Source organism: Scandinavium sp. NPDC088450 (assembly GCF_044900545.1).
Classification (GTDB): domain Bacteria; phylum Pseudomonadota; class Gammaproteobacteria; order Enterobacterales; family Enterobacteriaceae; genus Scandinavium.
The window spans coordinates 224174-244947 of sequence record NZ_JBJDNI010000003.1; the positions used below are offsets into that span (position 1 = coordinate 224174).

At 53.6% G+C, this 20774-nt stretch carries 18 protein-coding genes; 14 read left to right on the forward strand and 4 right to left on the reverse strand.

Features of this window, described 5'->3' with window-relative positions:
* Positions 1 to 61 precede the first annotated feature (61 nt).
* On the reverse strand, positions 62 to 1186 hold the full coding sequence (ydiK, locus tag ACI2I2_RS05065; RefSeq protein WP_404656897.1) for an AI-2E family transporter YdiK: 1125 nt from the start codon (positions 1184 to 1186) through the stop codon (positions 62 to 64).
* A 208-nt stretch (positions 1187 to 1394) separates the two neighbouring features.
* Here ydiK and ACI2I2_RS05070 point away from each other — a divergent pair, with 208 nt between their 5' ends.
* The 10 genes from ACI2I2_RS05070 to ACI2I2_RS05115 all read left to right on the forward strand — a co-directional run bounded on the left by ACI2I2_RS05070 (position 1395) and on the right by ACI2I2_RS05115 (position 13170).
* Positions 1395 to 4451 (forward strand): FAD-binding and (Fe-S)-binding domain-containing protein, encoded by a 3057-nt coding sequence (locus ACI2I2_RS05070; RefSeq protein WP_404656898.1) that lies wholly within the window; start codon positions 1395 to 1397, stop codon positions 4449 to 4451.
* Positions 4448 to 4858, forward strand: a complete 411-nt coding sequence (gene menI / locus ACI2I2_RS05075) for a 1,4-dihydroxy-2-naphthoyl-CoA hydrolase (RefSeq protein WP_404656899.1) — start codon at positions 4448 to 4450, stop codon at positions 4856 to 4858. Before ACI2I2_RS05070 ends, menI begins: the two co-directional genes overlap by 4 nt.
* A gap of 434 nt (positions 4859 to 5292) precedes the next feature.
* Positions 5293 to 6207, forward strand: a complete 915-nt coding sequence (lpxP, locus tag ACI2I2_RS05080) for a kdo(2)-lipid IV(A) palmitoleoyltransferase (RefSeq protein ID WP_404656900.1) — start codon at positions 5293 to 5295, stop codon at positions 6205 to 6207.
* Positions 6208 to 6544: 337 nt separating this feature from the next.
* A complete protein-coding gene (gene sufA / locus ACI2I2_RS05085) occupies positions 6545 to 6919 on the forward strand; it encodes a Fe-S cluster assembly scaffold SufA (protein WP_330982644.1) in 375 nt (124 codons plus the stop codon).
* Positions 6920 to 6921: 2 nt separating this feature from the next.
* Entirely contained in the window at positions 6922 to 8409 is a 1488-nt protein-coding gene (sufB, locus tag ACI2I2_RS05090; protein ID WP_330982643.1) for a Fe-S cluster assembly protein SufB, read from the forward strand.
* Positions 8410 to 8425: 16 nt separating this feature from the next.
* Positions 8426 to 9172: a Fe-S cluster assembly ATPase SufC gene (gene sufC, locus ACI2I2_RS05095; protein ID WP_404656901.1), complete on the forward strand. Its 747-nt coding sequence runs from the start codon at positions 8426 to 8428 to the stop codon at positions 9170 to 9172.
* The gene (sufD, locus tag ACI2I2_RS05100; protein ID WP_404656902.1) at positions 9147 to 10418 is read left to right on the forward strand and encodes a Fe-S cluster assembly protein SufD; all 1272 of its coding nucleotides are present in this window, start codon (positions 9147 to 9149) and stop codon (positions 10416 to 10418) included. Before sufC ends, sufD begins: the two co-directional genes overlap by 26 nt.
* Positions 10415 to 11635 carry a cysteine desulfurase SufS gene (sufS, locus tag ACI2I2_RS05105; RefSeq protein WP_404656903.1) on the forward strand — a complete coding sequence of 407 codons (1221 nt, stop codon included), beginning with the start codon at positions 10415 to 10417 and terminating at the stop codon, positions 11633 to 11635. Before sufD ends, sufS begins: the two co-directional genes overlap by 4 nt.
* A gap of 12 nt (positions 11636 to 11647) precedes the next feature.
* Positions 11648 to 12064 (forward strand): cysteine desulfuration protein SufE, encoded by a 417-nt coding sequence (gene sufE / locus ACI2I2_RS05110; protein WP_404656904.1) that lies wholly within the window; start codon positions 11648 to 11650, stop codon positions 12062 to 12064.
* 101 nt (positions 12065 to 12165) lie between these two features.
* The gene (locus ACI2I2_RS05115; RefSeq protein WP_404656905.1) at positions 12166 to 13170 is read left to right on the forward strand and encodes a L,D-transpeptidase family protein; all 1005 of its coding nucleotides are present in this window, start codon (positions 12166 to 12168) and stop codon (positions 13168 to 13170) included.
* A gap of 63 nt (positions 13171 to 13233) precedes the next feature.
* Here the strand turns inward: ACI2I2_RS05115 and ACI2I2_RS05120 are convergent, their stop codons facing one another.
* The gene (locus ACI2I2_RS05120; protein WP_002908860.1) at positions 13234 to 13470 is read right to left on the reverse strand and encodes a major outer membrane lipoprotein; all 237 of its coding nucleotides are present in this window, start codon (positions 13468 to 13470) and stop codon (positions 13234 to 13236) included.
* A 310-nt stretch (positions 13471 to 13780) separates the two neighbouring features.
* A complete protein-coding gene (gene pykF / locus ACI2I2_RS05125; RefSeq protein WP_404656906.1) occupies positions 13781 to 15193 on the reverse strand; it encodes a pyruvate kinase PykF in 1413 nt (470 codons plus the stop codon).
* Between the two features lie 418 nt (positions 15194 to 15611).
* Here pykF and fumD point away from each other — a divergent pair, with 418 nt between their 5' ends.
* Positions 15612 to 15824 carry a fumarate hydratase FumD gene (fumD, locus tag ACI2I2_RS05130; protein WP_404656907.1) on the forward strand — a complete coding sequence of 71 codons (213 nt, stop codon included), beginning with the start codon at positions 15612 to 15614 and terminating at the stop codon, positions 15822 to 15824.
* 29 nt (positions 15825 to 15853) lie between these two features.
* Here the strand turns inward: fumD and ACI2I2_RS05135 are convergent, their stop codons facing one another.
* Positions 15854 to 16492 carry a TetR family transcriptional regulator gene (locus ACI2I2_RS05135; RefSeq protein WP_404656908.1) on the reverse strand — a complete coding sequence of 213 codons (639 nt, stop codon included), beginning with the start codon at positions 16490 to 16492 and terminating at the stop codon, positions 15854 to 15856.
* A 126-nt stretch (positions 16493 to 16618) separates the two neighbouring features.
* Between ACI2I2_RS05135 and ACI2I2_RS05140 the strand changes: the two genes are divergently transcribed.
* From ACI2I2_RS05140 to ACI2I2_RS05150, 3 genes are all read left to right on the forward strand, one after another.
* Positions 16619 to 18478: a bifunctional sugar phosphate isomerase/epimerase/4-hydroxyphenylpyruvate dioxygenase family protein gene (locus ACI2I2_RS05140; RefSeq protein WP_404656909.1), complete on the forward strand. Its 1860-nt coding sequence runs from the start codon at positions 16619 to 16621 to the stop codon at positions 18476 to 18478.
* Positions 18479 to 18543: 65 nt separating this feature from the next.
* On the forward strand, positions 18544 to 19872 hold the full coding sequence (locus ACI2I2_RS05145) for an MFS transporter (protein WP_404656910.1): 1329 nt from the start codon (positions 18544 to 18546) through the stop codon (positions 19870 to 19872).
* A gap of 10 nt (positions 19873 to 19882) precedes the next feature.
* Positions 19883 to 20719 (forward strand): shikimate dehydrogenase family protein, encoded by an 837-nt coding sequence (locus ACI2I2_RS05150; protein WP_404656911.1) that lies wholly within the window; start codon positions 19883 to 19885, stop codon positions 20717 to 20719.
* The last annotated feature ends 55 nt before the right edge of the window (positions 20720 to 20774 follow it).

Sequence of the window (20774 nt, forward strand, 5' to 3'; positions counted from 1 at the left end):
AATGATTAGCGATGCTTAAGTATTTAGCCCGGGAAAGTTACTATTCCCGGGCCGAAATTATTTAGTTATCAAGCTTTTGATGGCTGGCTTCGAGCTCTTCCAGCTCCTCAAGCACTTCATCCTGGTCTTCAGACGGTGGCGGAATTTCACGAACCCAGGCATCAAACAGACGCCAGGTCACCGCGAGCAGCACCGGCCCAATAAACAGCCCGATCATGCCAAAGGCAATCAAGCCGCCGATAACGCCAGTCAGAATAAGCACCATCGGCAAATCAGCGCCCATACGAATCAGCATCGGGCGGATGAAGTTGTCCATCGTACCCACCACACAGCTCCAGACCAGCAGCACGGTGCCCCAGGTGGTATCACCCGTCCAGTACAGCCAGATGATGCAAGGAATGAGCACAATCAGTGGGCCAAGCTGAACCAGGCAGGAGAAGATCATCACCACGGTCAGCAGCGTGGCGTAAGGCACACCGCTGATAGCCAGACCGATGCCGCCCAATACGGCCTGAACCAGCGCGGTAACAACAACACCAAGTGCAACGGCACGAATAGCCTGACCTGCCAGCAGTACCGCGGCATCACCGCGTTTGGAAGCAAGACGCGTGGCGAAGTAGCGCACACCAAATGCCACTTTTTCGCCCTGCCAGTAAAGCAGGGCGCTGAACAACAGCATCAAGGCGCAGTGCATCATAAAGCGACCGATATGCGCCGCCTGACCCACAAACCAGGTGGTGGTGGTGCCGATATAAGGACGCACTTTCGCCATGATGGCAGTTCCGCCCATATCCAGCAGGCTATGCCAGCCTGAATACAGTTTTGCACCAATAAACGGAATGCTGTTCAGCCAGCCGAGATCCGGAGGCGTCAGGTTACCCGTGGTAACAGCATGCACCAGTGGCGTGCTGCCATCCACCAGGCTGTTAACCAACAGCGCAATCGGGATAACAAACAGCAAAAACAGCAGCAGCGTCATCACTAATACCGCCAGAGAGCGGCGACCGAACAGCAGACGCTGGAGCTTGATCAGAACAGGCCAGGTGGCAATCACCACCATCGCGGCCCAGGCAAAGCCAAGAATGAAGGGCTGGACTATCCACAGACAGGCCACAATCATGAGGCTTAAAAACAATACCGACAGCAGGATCTGCGGTATATCACGGGGCCGATGAACGGTTGTCATACAGTTTGTACCTTTAAAAAGCACCCAAAATGGGTACGGGAGATAAATCCGTTTACTGATAATAATATCAACAATTTCGCGATCATGATCGCTGCAAAATCCAATAAGCGTATAAGGAAAAAATGTGATACAACGAAGGAGCAATACGCAAACGATAAAACAGACCTAACACAACCATCCACAACTTAGTCAGGCAGGGTCGAGCGTCATGATCCCACAAATTTCTCAGGCACCCGGCGTCGTTCAGCTGGTGTTGAATTTTTTGCAGGCACTGGAGCAACAAGGTTTTACCGGCGATACCGCCACCCGTTACGCCGACAGGCTGACGATGGCAACGGATAACAGCATTTATCAGCTCCTTCCCGATGCCGTGGTTTTTCCCCGTTCTACTGCTGATGTCGCGCTGCTGTCACGCATCGCCGACGAAGAGCGTTTCCGCTCTCTGGTCTTTACCCCACGCGGCGGCGGGACAGGCACCAACGGTCAGTCCCTGAATCAGGGCATCGTTATCGATCTTTCCCGCTACATGAACCGCATCATCGAAATCAACCCGGAAGAGGGTTGGGTGCGCGTCGAAGCGGGGGTCATCAAAGATCAGCTTAATCAGTTTCTCAAACCTTATGGCTATTTCTTTGCACCGGAGCTCTCAACGAGCAACCGTGCCACGCTTGGTGGCATGATTAATACTGATGCGTCCGGCCAGGGTTCGCTGGTGTACGGTAAAACGTCTGATCATGTGTTAGGCGTTCGCGCCGTCCTGCTGGGCGGCGATATTCTTGATACTCAGCCCGTTCCGGTGCTGCTGGCCGAAACGCTCGCCAAAGAGCAGTCCGCCAGCGGGCGCATTTACCGCACCGTGTATGAACGCTGCAAAGAAAACCGTCAGCTGATTATCGACAAATTCCCCAAACTCAACCGTTTCCTGACGGGCTACGACTTGCGCCATGTCTTTAATGATGAGATGAGTGAGTTCGATTTAACCCGCATTCTGACTGGCTCCGAAGGCACGCTGGCCTTCATTACCGAGGCGCGGCTGGATATCACCCGCCTGCCAAAAGTTCGCCGTCTGGTGAATGTGAAGTACGATTCGTTCGACTCCGCGCTGCGTAATGCCCCGTTTATGGTGGATGCGAGGGCGTTGTCGGTCGAAACCGTCGATTCAAAAGTGCTGAATCTGGCGCGGGAAGATATCGTCTGGCATTCGGTGAGCGAGCTGATCACCGATGTGCCCGATAAAGAGATGCTGGGCCTCAACATCGTTGAATTTGCCGGAGATGATGAGGCGCTGATCGAAAGCCAGGTCAGCGCACTGTGTGAACGTCTTGATGCGCTGATAGCGGCGAGTGAAGGCGGCGTGATTGGCTGGCAGCTTTGCAATGAGCTTGACGGTATCGAACGAATCTACGCGATGCGTAAAAAAGCGGTGGGATTGTTAGGCAATGCCAAAGGGGCCGCCAAACCGATTCCGTTTGCGGAAGATACCTGCGTGCCGCCTGAACATCTGGCGGATTATATCGCTGAGTTTCGTGCTTTGCTGGACGGTCACGGCCTGAGCTACGGCATGTTCGGCCATGTGGACGCCGGAGTGTTGCACGTTCGTCCTGCACTGGATATGTGTGACCCGCAACAAGAGATCCTGATGAAGCAGATCTCGGATGATGTGGTGGCGTTGACAGCCAAATACGGCGGTTTGCTGTGGGGAGAACACGGTAAGGGCTTCCGTGCTGAATACAGCCCGGCGTTCTTTGGTGAAACGCTGTATGGCGAACTGCGCAAAGTGAAAGCGGCATTCGACCCGAATAATCGTCTGAACCCGGGGAAAATCTGCCCGCCTGAGGGCATTGACGATCCAATGATGAAAGTCGATGCGGTGAAGCGTGGGACGTTCGACAGACAAATTCCTATTGCGGTACGTTCATCCTGGCGCGGCGCGATGGAGTGTAACGGCAACGGCCTGTGCTTTAATTTCGATGTGAACAGCCCGATGTGTCCGTCGATGAAAATCACCAGCAACCGCATGCATTCGCCGAAAGGCCGCGCCACGCTGACGCGTGAGTGGCTGCGTTTGTTGGCCGATCGCGGCGTTGACCCGCTCAAGCTTGAGAAAGAGCTGCCGGAAAAACGTGCCAGCCTGCGCTCATTGATCGAACGGACTCGCAATACCTGGCATGCCAGCAAAGGAGAATATGATTTTTCTCACGAAGTGAAAGAGGCGATGTCCGGCTGTCTGGCCTGTAAAGCGTGTTCGACGCAGTGCCCCATCAAGATTGACGTGCCGGAGTTCCGTTCGCGTTTCTTGCAGCTTTACCACACTCGCTATCTGCGCCCGCTGCGCGATCATGTTGTCGCCACGGTGGAAAACTATGCACCGCTGATGGCGCGAGCGCCGAAGACGTTCAACTTCTTCATCAGCCAGCCGTGGGTGAAAAGCCTGTCGAAAAAACACATCGGGATGATCGACTTGCCGCTGCTCTCCGTGCCGTCACTGCAACAGCAGATGGTGGGGCACCGCTCGGCGAACCTGACCCTGGAGCAGCTTGAAGCGCTGTCGCCGGAACAGAAAGCGAAAACGGTGCTGGTGGTACAGGATCCTTTTACCAGCTATTACGATGCGCAAGTGGTGGCGGATTTTGTTCGTCTGGTTGAACGTGTGGGCTACCAGCCTGTGGTGTTGCCCTTCTCGCCAAACGGCAAAGCGCAGCACATTAAAGGTTTCCTCGCTCGCTTCGCCAAAACAGCGCAAAAGACGGCTGATTTCCTGAACCGAATTGCAGAACTTGGCATGCCAATGGTCGGTGTCGACCCGGCGCTGGTGCTGTGTTACCGCGATGAGTACAAGCAGACGTTGGCGGATAAGCGCGGTGATTTCCAGGTGCAACTGGTTCACGAATGGTTGCCAAAAGCGCTGGAAAATAGCGACATGCCTGAGGTCAGTGGCGAATCCTGGTACCTCTTCGGTCACTGTACTGAAGTCACGGCGCTGCCGATGGCACCGAAACAGTGGGCGGCAATCTTTGCCCGGTTTGGGGCGAAACTGGAAAGCGTCAACGTCGGCTGTTGCGGAATGGCAGGGACGTATGGGCACGAAGTCCAGAATCATGAAAACTCGCTCGGCATCTACGCACTTTCCTGGCAGCAGGCGATGCAGCGTTTGCCGCGTAATCGCTGTCTGGCGACAGGTTACTCCTGCCGCAGCCAGGTGAAACGTGTTGAAGGCAGCGGTGTGCGCCATCCGTTACAGGCATTACTGGAGATTATGGGATGATCTGGAAACGTACCGCCACGCTAGAAAGCCTGAATGCCATGAGCGAAGGCAATATGGTCGGGCTGCTCGATATTCGCTTCGAGCATATTGGCGAAGACAGTCTGGAAGCCTCTATGCCGGTCGACAGCCGCACGCATCAGCCATTTGGCCTGTTACACGGCGGTGCTTCAGTGGTGCTGGCAGAAACTCTGGGTTCCGTGGCGGGCTATCTCTGCACACAGGGCGATGAAAAAGTGGTGGGCGTGGAAGTGAACGCCAATCATCTGCGCTCTGTTCGGGATGGGCGAGTGCGCGGTGTTTGCAAAGCATTGCATGCCGGACGCAGGCATCAGGTGTGGCAAATTGAGATCTTCGATGAGCACGGTAAATTGTGCTGCACCTCTCGTCTGACAACGGCCGTGGTTTAAGGCAATGTTGAGATAAATTGAACAAAGAAGATCCTGAAAAAGCACCGCACCGCGGTGCTTTTCTTCATTATTTCTGACGAATTGTCTTAATAAACAGCATGACCAAAATCAATAATCATTAGCAGTGTAATTATTCGTAATTAAATATCAGACATTTCTCGTTTTATAAATGAGCACTTAAGGTGAGCTTCAGATTAATTCACTATCTTTTTTTAAACGAATGTAGCATCCTGCCTCCAGGCAGTTAACCCTGCCACAACGAAACCTGCTTTTATCTCTTATATGGACTCAGTTTATCGGGAGATTTTTGGCGTTCGACTCAGAACTCTGTTTTTTGAGCAACGTGAAAATTTGTTCTGTATCGCCTAAAGATTGATGATTTTCTTCGTTTTTTCCTTATGCGCTACTGGTTCACATGCTTACAGGAATTAACGATGGCAAAAGCCTTCGACACAACGCTGCTGCACCCCCGTAACTGGCTCACCTGGTTTGGTTTAGGCGTGCTCTGGCTGATCGTACAACTCCCTTATCCGCTGCTGTATATCATTGGCTCCTCCCTGGGCCGTGCCTCACGCCCCTTTTTGAAAAGAAGGGAAAAGATAGCGTCAAGAAATATATCGCTCTGTTTCCCTGACATGAATGGGGAAGCGAAAGAGAAATTAATTGAACAGAATTTTATTTCTTTAGGAATGGGATTAATAGAAACGGGAATGGCCTGGTTCTGGAGCGATGCCCGGGTTAAAAAATGGTTTGATGTAGAAGGCTATGCCAACCTCACTCGCGCGCTGGAAGATAAAAAAGGCGTAATGGTAGTAGGGGTGCATTTTATGTCGCTTGAATTGGGTGGCCGTGCGATGGGATTGTGCCGTCCGATGATGGCAACTTACCGTCCGCATAACAGCAAAATGATGGAATGGGTGCAAACCAAAGGTCGCCTTCGTTCCAATAAGGCCATGATCGACCGTCGTAATTTGCGCGGGCTGGTGAGTGCGCTGAAAGACGGCGAAGCGGTGTGGTTTGCCCCGGATCAGGATTACGGCCCGAAAGGCAGTACTTTTGCACCGTTCTTCTCGGTTCCTGAGGCGGCGACGACCAACGGTACCTACGTGCTTTCACGCCTCTCCGGTGCTGATCTGCTGAGCATTACCATGGTGCGTAAAGCCAATAACCGTGGTTACAGCCTGCACATCAGCGAACTGATGACCGATTACCCGATTGAAGACGAGTTCAAAGCCGCAAGCTACATGAACAAAGTGATTGAAAAAGAAATCCTTCGTGCGCCAGAGCAGTATCTTTGGGTGCACAGGCGCTTTAAGACTCGCCCGGCTGGCCAGTCCTCGCTTTATTGATCTGACTGTTTTCACCGAAAGCCCTGCGCGTCTGCTCTGACCGCAGGGCTTTTTTGTTGGCTGAACCCCCGTAAACCCTATCTCATAAATAGATATTTTCTATACATCTTTTAAAAACCGCCGAATTTGCGGGTCGCTCACAATAAAGTCATTATTTTTCAAAGTATTGAACAATTAAATCGATGACAACGCTCTCCGCGCACAGGGTCTATGCTTAGTGAAAGCCCCCAAAAAGGGTGATTCCGGGGAAAGCCCCTGCTGGCAAGGGGTTGAAGTGATAATCATTATCACTACCATGGCGGTATGCCCTGGTGGCTTCAACTCATAAGGTGAACCTATGGAATTGCAATCAGAAACCTTCAATCCTGCCGATTTTGCCTGGCGTGGCATCAGCATGACGCCAGAAGCCGCTGCGCATGTTCGTGAGCTTGCGGCAAAGCAAAATGTGCAGGGGATCAGGCTTGGGATCAAAACCTCCGGCTGCGCAGGTTTTGCTTACGTGCTGGACACGGTCACGGAACCGAAAGCCGACGATCTGCTGTTTGAATCGGATGGCGCGAAATTGTGGGTGCCTTTGCAGGCCATGCCTTTTATTGACGGTACCGAAGTCGATTATGTGCGTGAAGGCTTAAACCAGATCTTTAAGTTCCATAACCCGAAAGCACAGCATGAATGCGGCTGTGGTGAAAGTTTTGGGGTGCAGGCGGAGTAACCATGTCACGTAATATTGAAGCAACTGACGATGTCAAAACCTGGACCGGTGGGCAGCTGAACTATAAAGAAGGCTTTTTCACCCACCTGCAAACCGATGAGCTGGCGAAAGGGATCAGCGAGGACGTCGTGCGCGCTATCTCGGCGAAACGTAACGAACCCGAGTGGATGCTCGAATTTCGTTTAAACGCCTACCGTGCGTGGCTTGAGATGGAAGAACCTCACTGGTTGAAAGCGCATTACGACAAACTGAATTATCAGGACTACAGCTACTATTCCGCGCCATCTTGCGGCAATTGCGATGAGACTTGTGCCTCAGAGCCCGGTGCCGTGCAGCAAACGGGCGCTAATGCGTTTCTCAATGAAGAAGTTGAGGCCGCGTTTAATCAGCTCGGCGTGCCTGTTCGTGAAGGCCGTGAGGTTGCTGTCGACGCGATTTTCGATTCCGTGTCGGTGGCGACGACCTACCGTGAAAAGCTGGCGGAGCAGGGGATTATTTTCTGCTCGTTCGGTGAAGCTATTCATGATCATCCTGAACTGGTACAGAAATATCTCGGCACTGTGGTGCCCGGTAACGATAATTTCTTCGCGGCCCTGAACGCGGCGGTGGCTTCCGATGGCACCTTTATTTATGTGCCAAAAGGTGTGCGCTGTCCGATGGAACTGTCGACTTATTTCCGCATCAACGCGGAGAAAACCGGCCAGTTTGAACGCACCATTTTAGTGGCCGATGAAGACAGCTATGTCAGCTATATCGAAGGATGCTCTGCGCCGGTGCGAGACAGCTACCAGCTTCATGCCGCGGTGGTCGAAGTCATCATTCATAAAAACGCGGAAGTGAAATATTCCACGGTGCAGAACTGGTTCCCGGGTGACAACAACACCGGCGGCATCCTGAACTTCGTCACCAAGCGTGCGCTGTGCGAAGGTGAAAACAGCAAGATGTCCTGGACGCAGTCCGAAACAGGCTCAGCCATTACCTGGAAATACCCGAGCTGCATTTTGCGTGGCGATAACTCCATCGGTGAATTTTTCTCTGTCGCGCTGACCAGCGGTCACCAGCAGGCCGACACGGGCACCAAAATGATCCACATCGGCAAGAACACCAAATCGACCATTATCTCGAAAGGGATCTCCGCCGGGCACAGCCAGAACAGCTATCGCGGCTTAGTGAAAATCATGCCGACAGCGACCAATGCTCGAAACTTCACGCAGTGCGATTCGATGCTGATTGGGCCAGACAGCGGGGCGCATACCTTCCCGTACGTCGAGTGTCGTAACAACACGGCTCAGCTGGAGCATGAGGCTACCACTTCGCGCATTGGTGAAGATCAGCTGTTTTACTGCCTGCAGCGCGGGATCAGTGAAGATGACGCTATCTCGATGATCGTCAATGGTTTCTGTAAGGACGTTTTCTCTGAGCTGCCGCTGGAATTTGCCGTTGAAGCGCAAAAACTGCTGGCTATCAGCCTCGAACACAGCGTCGGTTAAGGATTAAGGGACACACATGTTAAGCATTAAAGATTTGCAGGTTGCCGTAGAAGACAAAGAAATCCTGCGTGGCTTGAGCCTGGAGGTTCGCCCGGGTGAAGTGCATGCCATTATGGGGCCGAACGGTTCCGGGAAAAGCACGCTTTCCGCCACTTTAGCGGGTCGTGAAGATTATGAAGTCACCGGCGGTAGCGTCGAGTTTAAAGGGAAAGACTTGCTGGAACTTGCGCCAGAAGACCGCGCGGGCGAAGGCATCTTTATGGCATTCCAGTATCCGGTGGAGATTCCCGGCGTCAGCAATCAGTTCTTCCTGCAAACGGCTCTGAATGCCGTGCGCCAGTATCGTGGACAGTCCACGCTCGACCGCTTTGATTTTCAGGATCTGATGGAAGAGAAAATCAAACTGCTGAAAATGCCGGAAGACCTGCTGACCCGTTCCGTAAACGTGGGCTTTTCCGGCGGTGAGAAAAAGCGTAATGACATTCTGCAAATGGCGGTGCTGGAGCCGGAACTGTGCATTCTGGATGAGTCAGATTCAGGGCTGGACATCGACGCACTGAAAATTGTCTCTGAGGGCGTCAATGCCCTGCGTGACGGCAAACGTTCTTTTATCATCGTCACGCACTATCAGCGCATTCTCGACTACATCAAGCCGGATTATGTCCACGTGCTGTATCAGGGCCGTATTGTGAAATCCGGTGATTTTACGCTGGTGAAACAACTCGAGGAGCAAGGCTATGGCTGGCTTACCGAACAGCAGTAACGCGCTGCAACAGTGGCACCATCTGTTCGAGGCTCAGGGTAAGGCGCGCACGCCGCAGGCTGAGCAGCATTTGCAACAGATGTTGCGCCTCGGGTTGCCAACGCGTAAGCACGAGAACTGGAAATACACGCCGCTGGACGGGTTGCTGAATAACCGCTTTGTCAGCACTGAGTCGGCGTTGACGACCGCACAGCGTGATGCGCTGGCATTGCCTGTCGAGGCGTTACGGCTGGTCTTTGTGAACGGTCAGTATAGCGCTGAGCTGAGCGATGAACTGGCTGACAGCGCTTTGCAGATTACGGTTGATAATGCCCGTGAGAGCTTGCCTGCGGCGGTGCAGCCTGAAGTCTTTCTGCATCTGACGGAAAGTCTTGCGCAGACGGTGACTCACATTAAGGTGGCGCGAAACCAGCGTCCTGGAAAGCCACTGCTGCTGATGCATATCACTCAAGGGCTGGACGGCGAAGAGATGAATACCGCGCATTATCGCCACCATCTTGAACTGGAAACGGGCGCTGAAGCGACGGTCATCGAACATTTTGTCAGCCTGAACGAAACACGCCATTTCACCGGTTCACGCCTGACCATGCAGGTTGCGGCGGGCGCTCACCTGCAACATATCAAACTCGCGTTTGAGAACCCGCAGAGTTACCACTTCGCGCACAACGATATTCAATTAGGCCAGGATGCGAGTGCGCACAGCCACAGCTTCCTGCTTGGCGGCGCGGTGCTTCGTCACAACACCAGCACTCAGTTGAATGGTGAAAACACTACGCTACGGATCAACAGCCTGGCGATGCCGGTGAAAAGTGAAGTCTGCGACACGCGAACGTGGCTTGAGCACAACAAAGGGTACTGTAACAGCCGTCAGCTGCATAAAACGATCGTCAACGACAAAGGTCGGGCGGTGTTTAATGGCCTGATTAACGTGGCGCAGCACGCCATCAAAACCGACGGGCAGATGACCAACAACAATCTGTTGTTAGGGCGCTTGTCGGAAGTGGACACTAAACCGCAGCTTGAAATCTACGCGGACGACGTGAAATGCAGCCATGGGGCAACGATTGGCCGTATTGATGACGAACAGCTGTTCTATCTGCGTTCGCGCGGCATAAACCAGCAGGATGCGCAGCAGATGATCATTTACGCCTTTGCCGCCGAACTCACTGAAGCGATCAGTGACGAAGCCATCAGACATCAGATTCTGGCTCGTATCGGTCAGCGTTTACCGGGAGGAAGCGAATGACATTTTCCCTTGAACGGGTCAGGGCTGATTTCCCTGTGCTTGCCCGTGAGGTCAATGGGCAACCGCTGGCGTATCTCGACAGTGCCGCCAGTGCGCAGAAACCCAATGCTGTGATTGACGCCGAAGCCGAGTTTTATCGCCACGGTTACGCCGCTGTGCATCGCGGCATTCACACCCTAAGCGCGGAAGCGACCACGTGCATGGAGCAAGTGCGCCAGCAGGCCGCCACGTTTTTGAATGCGGCGTCGCCGGAAGAGTTGGTTTTCGTGCGTGGCACCACCGAAGGGATCAACCTCGTCGCCAACAGCTGGGGCAACAGCAACGTTGGCAAGGGCGATAACATCATCATCAGCCAAATGGAGCACCATGCGAATATCGTGCCCTGGCAGATGCTTTGCGCGCGTGTTGGGGCAGAGTTGCGTGTTATCCCACTGAATCAGGACGGCACGCTACAGCTTGATGCGGTGCCTGCATTGTTTGACGAGAACACTAAACTGCTCGCCATCACTCAGGTTTCTAACGTCTTAGGAACAGAGAACCCGGTAAAAGCACTGGTTTCACTGGCCCATCAACACGGAGCGAAAGCGCTGATTGATGGGGCGCAGGCGGTGATGCACCACGCGGTGGATGTGCAGAGTCTGGATTGTGATTTTTATGTCTTCTCCGGCCATAAACTGTACGGGCCAACCGGCATTGGCGTGCTGTATGTGAAAGAGGACATTTTGCAGGAGATGCCACCGTGGGAAGGGGGCGGCTCAATGATTGCGACCGTCAGTCTGACGAAAGGCACCACCTGGGCGAAAGCGCCGTGGCGGTTCGAAGCGGGCACGCCGAATACGGGCGGGATTATCGCGCTGGGGGCGGCTCTGGAGTATGTCAGTGCTCTTGGGCTGGAGAAGATTGCCGATTACGAACAAACGTTAATGCACTATGCCATGGCGGAACTCGCCAGCGTGCCAGATATCGTTTTGTATGGCCCGCAAACGCGCCTGGGGGTGATCGCTTTTAATCTGGGCAAACATCATGCGTATGACGTGGGCAGTTTCCTCGATAACTATGGCATCGCTGTCCGCACCGGGCACCACTGCGCCATGCCGCTGATGGCGTTTTATAACGTGCCAGCCATGTGCCGTGCTTCACTGGCGATGTACAACACGGTTGAAGAGGTGGACCGTCTGGTGGCAGGGTTAAAACGTATTCACCGCCTGCTGGGCTAACAGGGAGCAAACATGGCCGACTTGCCGGACAAAGACAAACTGTTGCGCAACTTCGCCCGTTGCGCCAACTGGGAAGAGAAATACCTGTACATCATTGAGTTGGGCCAGCGATTAACGCCACTCAGCCCGGAGGCGCACACGGTGGACAACATTATTCAGGGCTGTCAGAGTCAGGTCTGGATAGTGATGCAGCGCAATGAAGAGGGGCGCATTGTCTTACAGGGCGATAGCGATGCAGCCATTGTTAAAGGGCTGATTGCTATCGTGTTTATCCTCTATCACCAGATGACCGCTCAGGACATTCTGGCGTTTGATGTGCGCCCGTGGTTTGAGCAAATGGCGCTGACTCAACACCTCACGCCCTCGCGTTCGCAGGGGCTCGAAGCCATGATCCGTGCAATTCGCACGCAGGCTCTCAGTTTTAGCTAAACTAAAAATACAGCTTTCATTCTGTTACGCGAGGTGGGGATGCCGCCTCGCTGGTCGTTCAGCTTTCTGGCGTCAGTCAGTGACTAAAAGGGAAACTCAGTATGAAACGCGCGTCTCTTATTACTCTTATGCTGTTGGGTGCTCTTGGCGCGTCTCAGACCGCCAGAGCGGTTGAATACACTTTGCCGTCCGACGGTAGCCGTCTGGTCGGGCAGAATCAGACTTACACGGTGCAGGAGGGCGATAACAACCTGCAAACCATCGCGCGACGGTTTGATACCGCAGCGATGATCATTCTCGAAGCCAACAATACCATCGCCCCCGTACCGAAGCCGGGCACGGAGGTGATCATCCCGTTGCAGCTGTTGCTGCCTGATGTGCCGCGTGAAGGGATTGTGGTGAATCTGGCGGAGTTACGACTTTACTATTTCCCCCCTGACGGCAAGAGCGTGCAGGTTTACCCGCTGGGCATTGGTCAGTTAGGGCTGGAAACGCCAGAGATGACGACACGCGTGGGGCAGAAAATCCCTAACCCAACGTGGACCCCAACAGCCGGGATACGTCAGCGTTCGCTGGAAAAAGGTGTCACGCTGCCGCCGGTCGTACCCGCTGGGCCAAATAACCCTCTTGGGCGCTTTGCGCTACGCCTCGCGTTCGGGAACGGCGAGTATCTGATTCACGGCACCAATGCGCAAAACAGCGTTGGTCTGCGAGTCAGCTCGGGCTGTATGCGAATGTTTGCGGATGACATCAAAGCGCTGTTTGCGCAAGTCCGTGTCGGTACACCAGTCAGGGTTATCAATCAGCCTGTGAAGTATTCAGTCGAGCCGAATGGCATGCGCTATATTGAGGTGCATCGTCCACTCTCACAAAGCGAAATGCAGAACACCCAGACGATGAGCTACACGCTGCCGGTCGGTTACAGCCAGTTTGCCAGCGACAAAGGCACGGATAAAGTCATGGTGGATAAAGCGATGTATCGTCGGGCAGGATACCCGGTAGTGGTTTCGCAGGGCGCTACGCCAACGGCGACAGGAACGGTGCCTGTGTTGTCTGTAAAAAACGGCATGCCAGCGACAGCCAATGAAACGCGGGTAACACAGTAAAGCGGGAAGAAGAAGGGCAAAAAAAATGGCGCACAGTGTGCGCCATTTTTATTACAGGTACTCTTACTTACGGTAAGAGTGAGCCTGGTTGTCCAGACGCTGGTTAGCGCGAGCTGCGTCATCTTTAGCAGCCTGAACGTCAGAACGCATTGCGTTCACGTCGTTGCTCAGCTGGTCAACTTTAGCGTTCAGAGTCTGAACGTCAGAAGACAGCTGATCGATTTTAGCATTGCTGGAGCAACCAGCCAGCAGAGTAGAACCCAGGATTACCGCGCCCAGTACCAGTTTAGTACGATTCATTATTAATACCCTCTAGATTGAGTTAATCTCCATGTAGCGTTACAAGTATTACACAAAGTTTTTTAGGTTGAGAATATTTTTTTGATGGGAATACGCTTATTTTTGATCGTTCGCTCAAAGAAGCATCGAACTTAACAAAAAGGGATAAAAAACTGTGTGAAAACAGCGCGGTTTCATCGGATTCATCTTAAATAATCAAAACTTAAATAGTGAAATCCGATTTGCTTTTTTATTAAACGTAGCTAATAGACGGAATAAAAAAAGCGCCACGAGGGCGCTTTTGCGGATAAATGAACACGACTGGAAATAATTACAGTACGTGAACAGATGCCGTGTTGGTGGTTCCACTTGGTACCAGAGCACCAGAAACCATCACTACCACGTCGCCTTTCTGAGCCAGACCGCTCTGCAGAGCCACTTCTTTACCCAGACGGTAGAAATCATCAGTAGAAGAGATTTCTTTCACCAGCTGCGCATTAACGCCTTTAGACAGCACCAGCTGACGAGCTGTCAGTTCGTTGGTGGTCAGCGCCAGAATGGTCGCATCCGGGAAGTATTTACGGATAGCGCGTGCAGATTTACCGCCCTGGGTCGCAACCACGATCAGTGGCGCTTCCAGTTTCTCAGCCGTTTCTACCGCACCGCGGCACACCGCTTCAGTGATACGCAGTTTACGGCTGTCGTTGTTGAAGTCCAGACGGCTGGTCATCACGCGGTCAGTACGCTCACAGATGGTCGCCATGATGGTCACAGCTTCCAGCGGGTATTTCCCTTTTGCGGATTCGCCAGACAGCATCACCGCATCGGTGCCGTCGAGGATGGCGTTCGCCACATCGCCTGCTTCAGCGCGGGTAGGGCGTGGGTTTTTGATCATGGAATCCAGCATCTGGGTCGCAGTGATAACCACTTTACGAGCACGGACGCATTTTTCGATGATCATCTTCTGCGCGAAGATAACTTCTTCAACCGGGATTTCAACGCCCATGTCGCCACGAGCTACCATGATGCCGTCAGACGCTTCGAGGATTTCGTCGAAGTTGTTCAGGCCTTCCTGGTTTTCAATTTTGGAGATGATCTGGATGTTTTCGCCGCCGTGCGCTTTCAGGTGCTCACGGATTTCCAGCACGTCAGAACGTTTACGGATAAAGGAAGCCGCAACGAAGTCAACGCCTTGCTCGCAACCGAAGATCAGGTCTTGTTTGTCTTTCTCAGCCAGGGCTGGCAGCGCGATAGACACGCCTGGCAGGTTAACGCCTTTGTTTTCGCCCAGGTCGCCGTTGTTCAGCACTTTACAGATAACTTTGTTGCCTTCGATGGCAGTGACTTCCATGCCGATCAGGCCGTCATCAACCAGAATGGTGTTGCCGACTTTCAGGTCAGTGGTGAAACCTTCGTAGGTCACCGCGACAGTTTCGCTGTTGCCCACAACAGTTTTGTCGGTGGTGAAGGTAAAGGTCTGGCCTGCTTTCAGGGAGACGTCATTACCGCCTTCCAGCTTGATGGTACGGATTTCCGGACCTTTGGTATCAAGCAGAATGGCTGCTTTCTTACCGGTTTTGCTCAGCACGTTGCGCAAGTTCTGGATGCGCTGGCCGTGTTCAGCGTAGTCACCGTGGGAAAAGTTCAGACGCATTACGTTCATGCCGGCGTCCAGCATTTTGGTCAGCATCTCTTCGGATTCGGTTTTTGGACCGATAGTACAAACGATTTTGGTCTTTTTCATGACAGTCTTAGTCTTTAAGTTGAGAAGGATAGGGGAATCTCGATTCGTGGGCGCACTGCCACGAAGTCAAACCGGTATAACGAAAGTTGCGATGCCACGAGTTAAGGATAGGTGACATCAAAAAAGCGTGCAGAGGAAAGTGAGCCCGGCTGTCAGCTACGAAGGAAGGATGAAGTTTTAAGCTATTTTTTGTGCAGTCCAATGCGCTGAAACCATTCAATAAAGAACCGGCGCGTATTATACGAGGTTACGGGTAAAAAAGAAAATGAAAACGCTGTTTCAGAACAAGACGATAGCGCTTAACAAAATCCCTACCAAATCTTTTGCTACCTGTAACAGAATCGCTGTGCGAAAATCTCGCCGAATACGGCTATTATCAATAATGAATTGATAATTAATGAGTTAGCAGGAGCAGGGAATGGGCAATCAACACACTGATGACGCGTTGTATCAGGAAATGTGCCGGGTCGTCGGCAAAGTGGTGCTGGAGATGCGAGACCTCGGGCAGGAACCCAAACACATTGTGATTGCTGGCGTGTTGCGCACCTCACTGGCCAATCAGAAAATCAAACGCAGCGAATTGACCCGAGAGGCCATGGAACGAGTGATCCTCGCGCTGGCAGGGCAATAACCCAATGGCTGCCTGATTAGCCGGGCGAATCAGGCAATCACAAACCTCAGCACCGCTTTGACGGCAATGTCACTGTGATGCGCAACAAGGTCAGGATCGTCAATTTCCGGTAGCGGGCCTTCCAGATACAGGCTGTTAAACGTATAGAAGTTGGACACCTGATAAAAGCTGAAACTGCTGATTAAACGGTGAACGTCACGTGCTTCAACGCCTTGCTGGAAGATGCCTTCCTGCTGACCGCGCTGAAGGATGTTCTCCAGAATCGACAGCGCACTTTTGTTCAGCGGCTTCAGCAAGCCTGAAGCATTCAGCCACTTTCCGCGCTGCATGTTCTCCATGCAAATCACCCGCATATAATCCGCATGACTGGCGTGATAGGCCACGCTCCATTTCACCAGTTGCACCAGCGCTTCCACGGGCGGCAGATTTTCCAGTCCTAACTGCTGTTCCGTTTCGCGAATGCGCGCATAAACATGTTCCAGCACCGCCTGGTAAAGTTGCTCTTTCGTTTTGAAGTAATACACCACCATCCTCTTGGTGGTTTGCGCTTCCCCGGCAATTTGCTCCATGCGCGCCCCGGCAAGGCCATGTTCAGCAAACACGGCGATAGCCGCAGTAAAAATCTTCTCTTTCAGGCTCTGTGCCTCATCGTGAGCAACAACCGACATAACCACTCCAGCATTTTAGGAAGAACAAAAAATACACACTACGATCACAAATTAGCAACTGATGATGGCACGAATGAACCAAATGATTCATATTCAGATTCCCCGTGGTTCAGGACAGGTGAAAACATGCTGCGCTCCATCGCAACGGTGTCCATCTCAGGCACCTTACCGGAAAAACTCAGCGCTATTGCCGATGCAGGCTATCAGGGCGTTGAAATTTTTGAAAATGATCTGCTCTATTATACCGGGTCGCCAGCCGATATCCGACAGATGGCCGCCGATCTTGGGTTACAGATAACGCTTTTTCAGCCGTTTCGCGATTTCGAAGGCGCGAGTCGCCCGCAGTTTGCTGCCAATCTGGAACGTGCTCGGCGAAAATTTGACCTGATGCATCAACTGGGATGCAACACGTTGCTGTTGTGCAGCAGCGTTGCGCCTGATACCAGCGCGGATATCAGTCTGCAAATCAGCGATCTACGCGCGTTAGCGGAGCTTGCGGAAACAGAAAACATTCAGGTTGGTTACGAAGCGCTGGCCTGGGGCACGCAGGTTAATCGTTGGCATCAGGCGTGGCAGCGAGTGAAAGCGGTCGACAGCCCGGCGATGGGCATTGTGCTCGACAGTTTTCATGTGCTGGCGCTGGGCGACGATCTCAGCAGGCTCGATGAAGTGCCGGTCGATAAAATCACCTTCCTGCAGCTTGCCGATGCCCCGGTGATGAAAATGGATGTGCTGGAATGGAGCCGCCATTTTCGCTGTTTCCCTGGGCAAGGCGAGCTTCCGGTGGTGAAATTTGCCCATGATTTAACCCGTCGCGGGTATCGCGGGCCTTGGTCACTCGAGGTGTTTAACGATGGTTTCCGTGCTTCTCCCAATGGCGCGACGGCCAAAGATGGCTATCGTTCGCTGCTGTGGCTTGAAGATCAGACACGTCAGTTAATGCCTGAATCCGACGCAGACTTATTTACCGCGCCAGCCATTCCGCGTTATCACGGGCCGGAATTCATCGAATTTGCGGCAAGCCCGTCCGAAGCAAAATCACTGGGCGCGAGCCTTAGCCAGCTAGGTTTTCAGGCCACTGGCACACACCGAAGCAAGAAAGTTTCACTCTGGCAAAACGGCGGCGCGCGGGTCATCGTCAACCATCAACCTCATAGCTGGGCAGATCATTTCTGGCAACGCCACGGCGTTTCGCTATGCGCGATGGCGTTAAGAGTGAGTGATAGCGCGGCGGTGATTTCACGCGCCAAAGCTTTTGGCTATGCCACCTGGCAGGGCGAAGTTGGGCCAAATGAGAGCTCCATACCGGCTGTTTGTGCTCCGGACGGCAGCCTGATTTATCTGATTGAAGAGGGCGATGATATCTACGCCCGAGACTTCACGCTGACTGAACCTGCTGCTCAGGGCACGCTGCTGGGCATCGATCACCTTGCGTTGGGCATTGAAGCGGATAATCGCGATAACTGGGTGATGTTCTTCCGCGCCGTGTTCGGCTTCGCTCCGGAACACGAACAAACGATGCCCGATCCTTACGGGCTGGTGCGCAGCCTGGCGGTACAAAGCCCGGAAGGCGGCATACGCCTGGCACTGAATATGTCACAAAGTCGCGCCACGCAGATTGCCCGCTCAGTGGCCTGTTATCAGGGCGCAGGGCTGCAACATGCCGCCTTTGCCAGTGCGGATTTGGTCGACACGCTACAGCACTTGCCGGATGCCGCCTCGCAGGCACTGCCCATTCCAGCAAACTATTATGAGGATGTGCGTGCCCGTTTCGGCGACAGCGAGCAGACCACGCAGCTCCAGCGCCTGCAAATCCTGTATGACCGGGACAGCAAAGGGGGAGAATTTTTCCATCTCTACACGCAACCTTTCAGTGCCGGCCGATTTTTCTTTGAGTTAACCGAAAGGCGACACGGCTACGCGCAATATGGCGCAGTGAATGCCGCCGTGCGGCTGACGGCGATGCAGTCCCGTAAGTCAGTCTGAACCAGAAGGTTCGGATTAAGAATAAAAACGATTCATCTGCACCCTACAACAAGACAGGAAAGACAATGAGCACATATAGCCACCAACAAGCCGTCACCACGGAGGCGGTTGCCACTGTGCGTCGCACCCGGCGGCGTATCGGTATCCTGGCCCTGCTGGCCGTGGGCACCATGATTAACTATCTCGACCGAACTGTGCTGGGCATCGCTGCCCCGGAACTGACTCAGGAATTGGGCATCAACGCGGCGATCATGGGTATTGTCTTCTCAGCCTTTGCGTGGACGTACGCGCTGGCGCAAATCCCCGGCGGCCTGTTCCTCGACCGCTTCGGCAATAAGATTACCTACTTCCTTTCGTTAACGTTGTGGTCGCTGTTTACGCTGTTCCATGGCATGGCGGTGGGCATCAAATCGCTGTTGTTGTGCCGTTTCGGCCTGGGCGTGAGCGAAGCCCCTTGTTTCCCGGTCAACAGCCGTGTGGTTAGCGCCTGGTTTCCACAGCAGGAACGCGCCAAAGCGACGGCGGTGTATACCGTTGGGGAATATCTTGGGCTGGCTTGTTTCTCGCCCTTGCTGTTCTGGATAATGGGCAGTTTCGGCTGGCGAGCGCTGTTCATCAGCGTGGGTGTCGTCGGGATTGTATTCGCGATTGTCTGGTGGCGTTGTTACCGCGAACCGCAGGAAGACAAGCATTTAAGCGAGCAGGAAAGAGAGTACATTGCCGCTGGCGGGGGCATTGAAGCTGCTGCGCAAACCACCAAATTTAGCTGGCCGCTGGTTCGCCAGTTGCTGAGCAAACGTCAAATTGTCGGGGCGAGTATCGGCCAGTTTGCGGGCAATACCGTGCTGGTGTTCTTCCTGACCTGGTTCCCAACCTGGCTTGCGACCGAGCGCCACATGCCGTGGCTGAAAGTGGGTTTCTTCGCCATTCTGCCTTTTCTTGCCGCAGCGGGCGGCGTGATGTTTGGCGGCTGGGTGTCCGACAAATTACTCAAAGCGACCGGTTCGGCGAATCTTGGCCGCAAGCTGCCCATTATTGTTGGCCTGCTGATGGCAAGCTGCATTATCAGCGCCAACTGGCTGCACAGCGATACCGCGGTGATCCTGGTGATGTCTTTTGCTTTCTTCGGGCAGGGCATGGTCGGCCTGGGCTGGACGCTCATTTCTGACATGGCACCTGCCGGGCTTGGCGGTCTCACCGCCGGGCTGTTTAACTTCTGCGCTAACCTGGCGGGCATCCTCACCCCGCTGGTGATCGGCTTTATTGTCGCCGCTTTCGGTAATTTCTTTTATGCACTGATTTACATCGGCGGGGCTGCGCTGCTGGGCGTGGTGGCCTATGTCTTCATTCTTGGGGATGTCAAACGCCTCGAAATCACGGAACAGCAACGCTAAGGAGCAGGACATGTTGATAAGTGGAAAAACGCGACTGATCGCCCATCTTGGCTGGCCGACAGAAAGTTTTAAGGCGCCGATGATCTACAACCCGTGGTTTGCGGCGCAAAATGTGGATGTCAAAGTCGTGCCGATGGGCGTGCAACCGGACGCGTTTGCAGGGTTTGTGCCTGCGTTATTCCAGATGACCAATCTTGTCGGGGCGCTGGTCACCATGCCGCATAAAGTGGTGACGGCAAGCCTGGTCGATACGCTCAGCCCAACGGCGGCGATTGCCGGAGCGTGTAACGCCATTCGTCGTGAACAAGACGGCAGTCTGACCGGTGATATGTTCGACGGAGAAGGATTTGTGCTGGGCATACGCCGGAAGGGTTTTCGTGCTGAAGGCGCAAGTGCGTTAATTGTGGGTTGTGGCGGCGTGGGCTCAGCCATCGCGGCCTCTTTAGCCGCGGCAGGCGTTGCGCGATTGGCGCTGTTCGATACACGTCATGAAACTGCACAGGCGCTGGCGATGCGCTTGTTACGCCACTATCCGGCACTGGATATCACGCTGATGAATAACGATCCCGCCGGGCATGACTTAGTGGTCAACGCCACGCCAATGGGCATGAAGGAAGGCGACCCGTTACCCATGGATGTCAGCCGTCTGACGCCCGGCACGTTTGTGGGTGAAGTAGTCATGAGCCAGACCTGGACGCCGTTCTTACAAGCGGCGATGGCGCGTGATTGCCCGGTCCAGCGCGGCACTGACATGTTGTTCGAAATGATCCCGGCGTACCTGCGCTTCTTCGGGCTGCCAGTGACCACGCCTGAACAGCTACGGGAACTGGCTGAGATCAGGGAATAGCCTGACAGCGCTGGCGTTCTGTGTTTGCCTGGCTAAGATAACGGTTTTGGTTCAG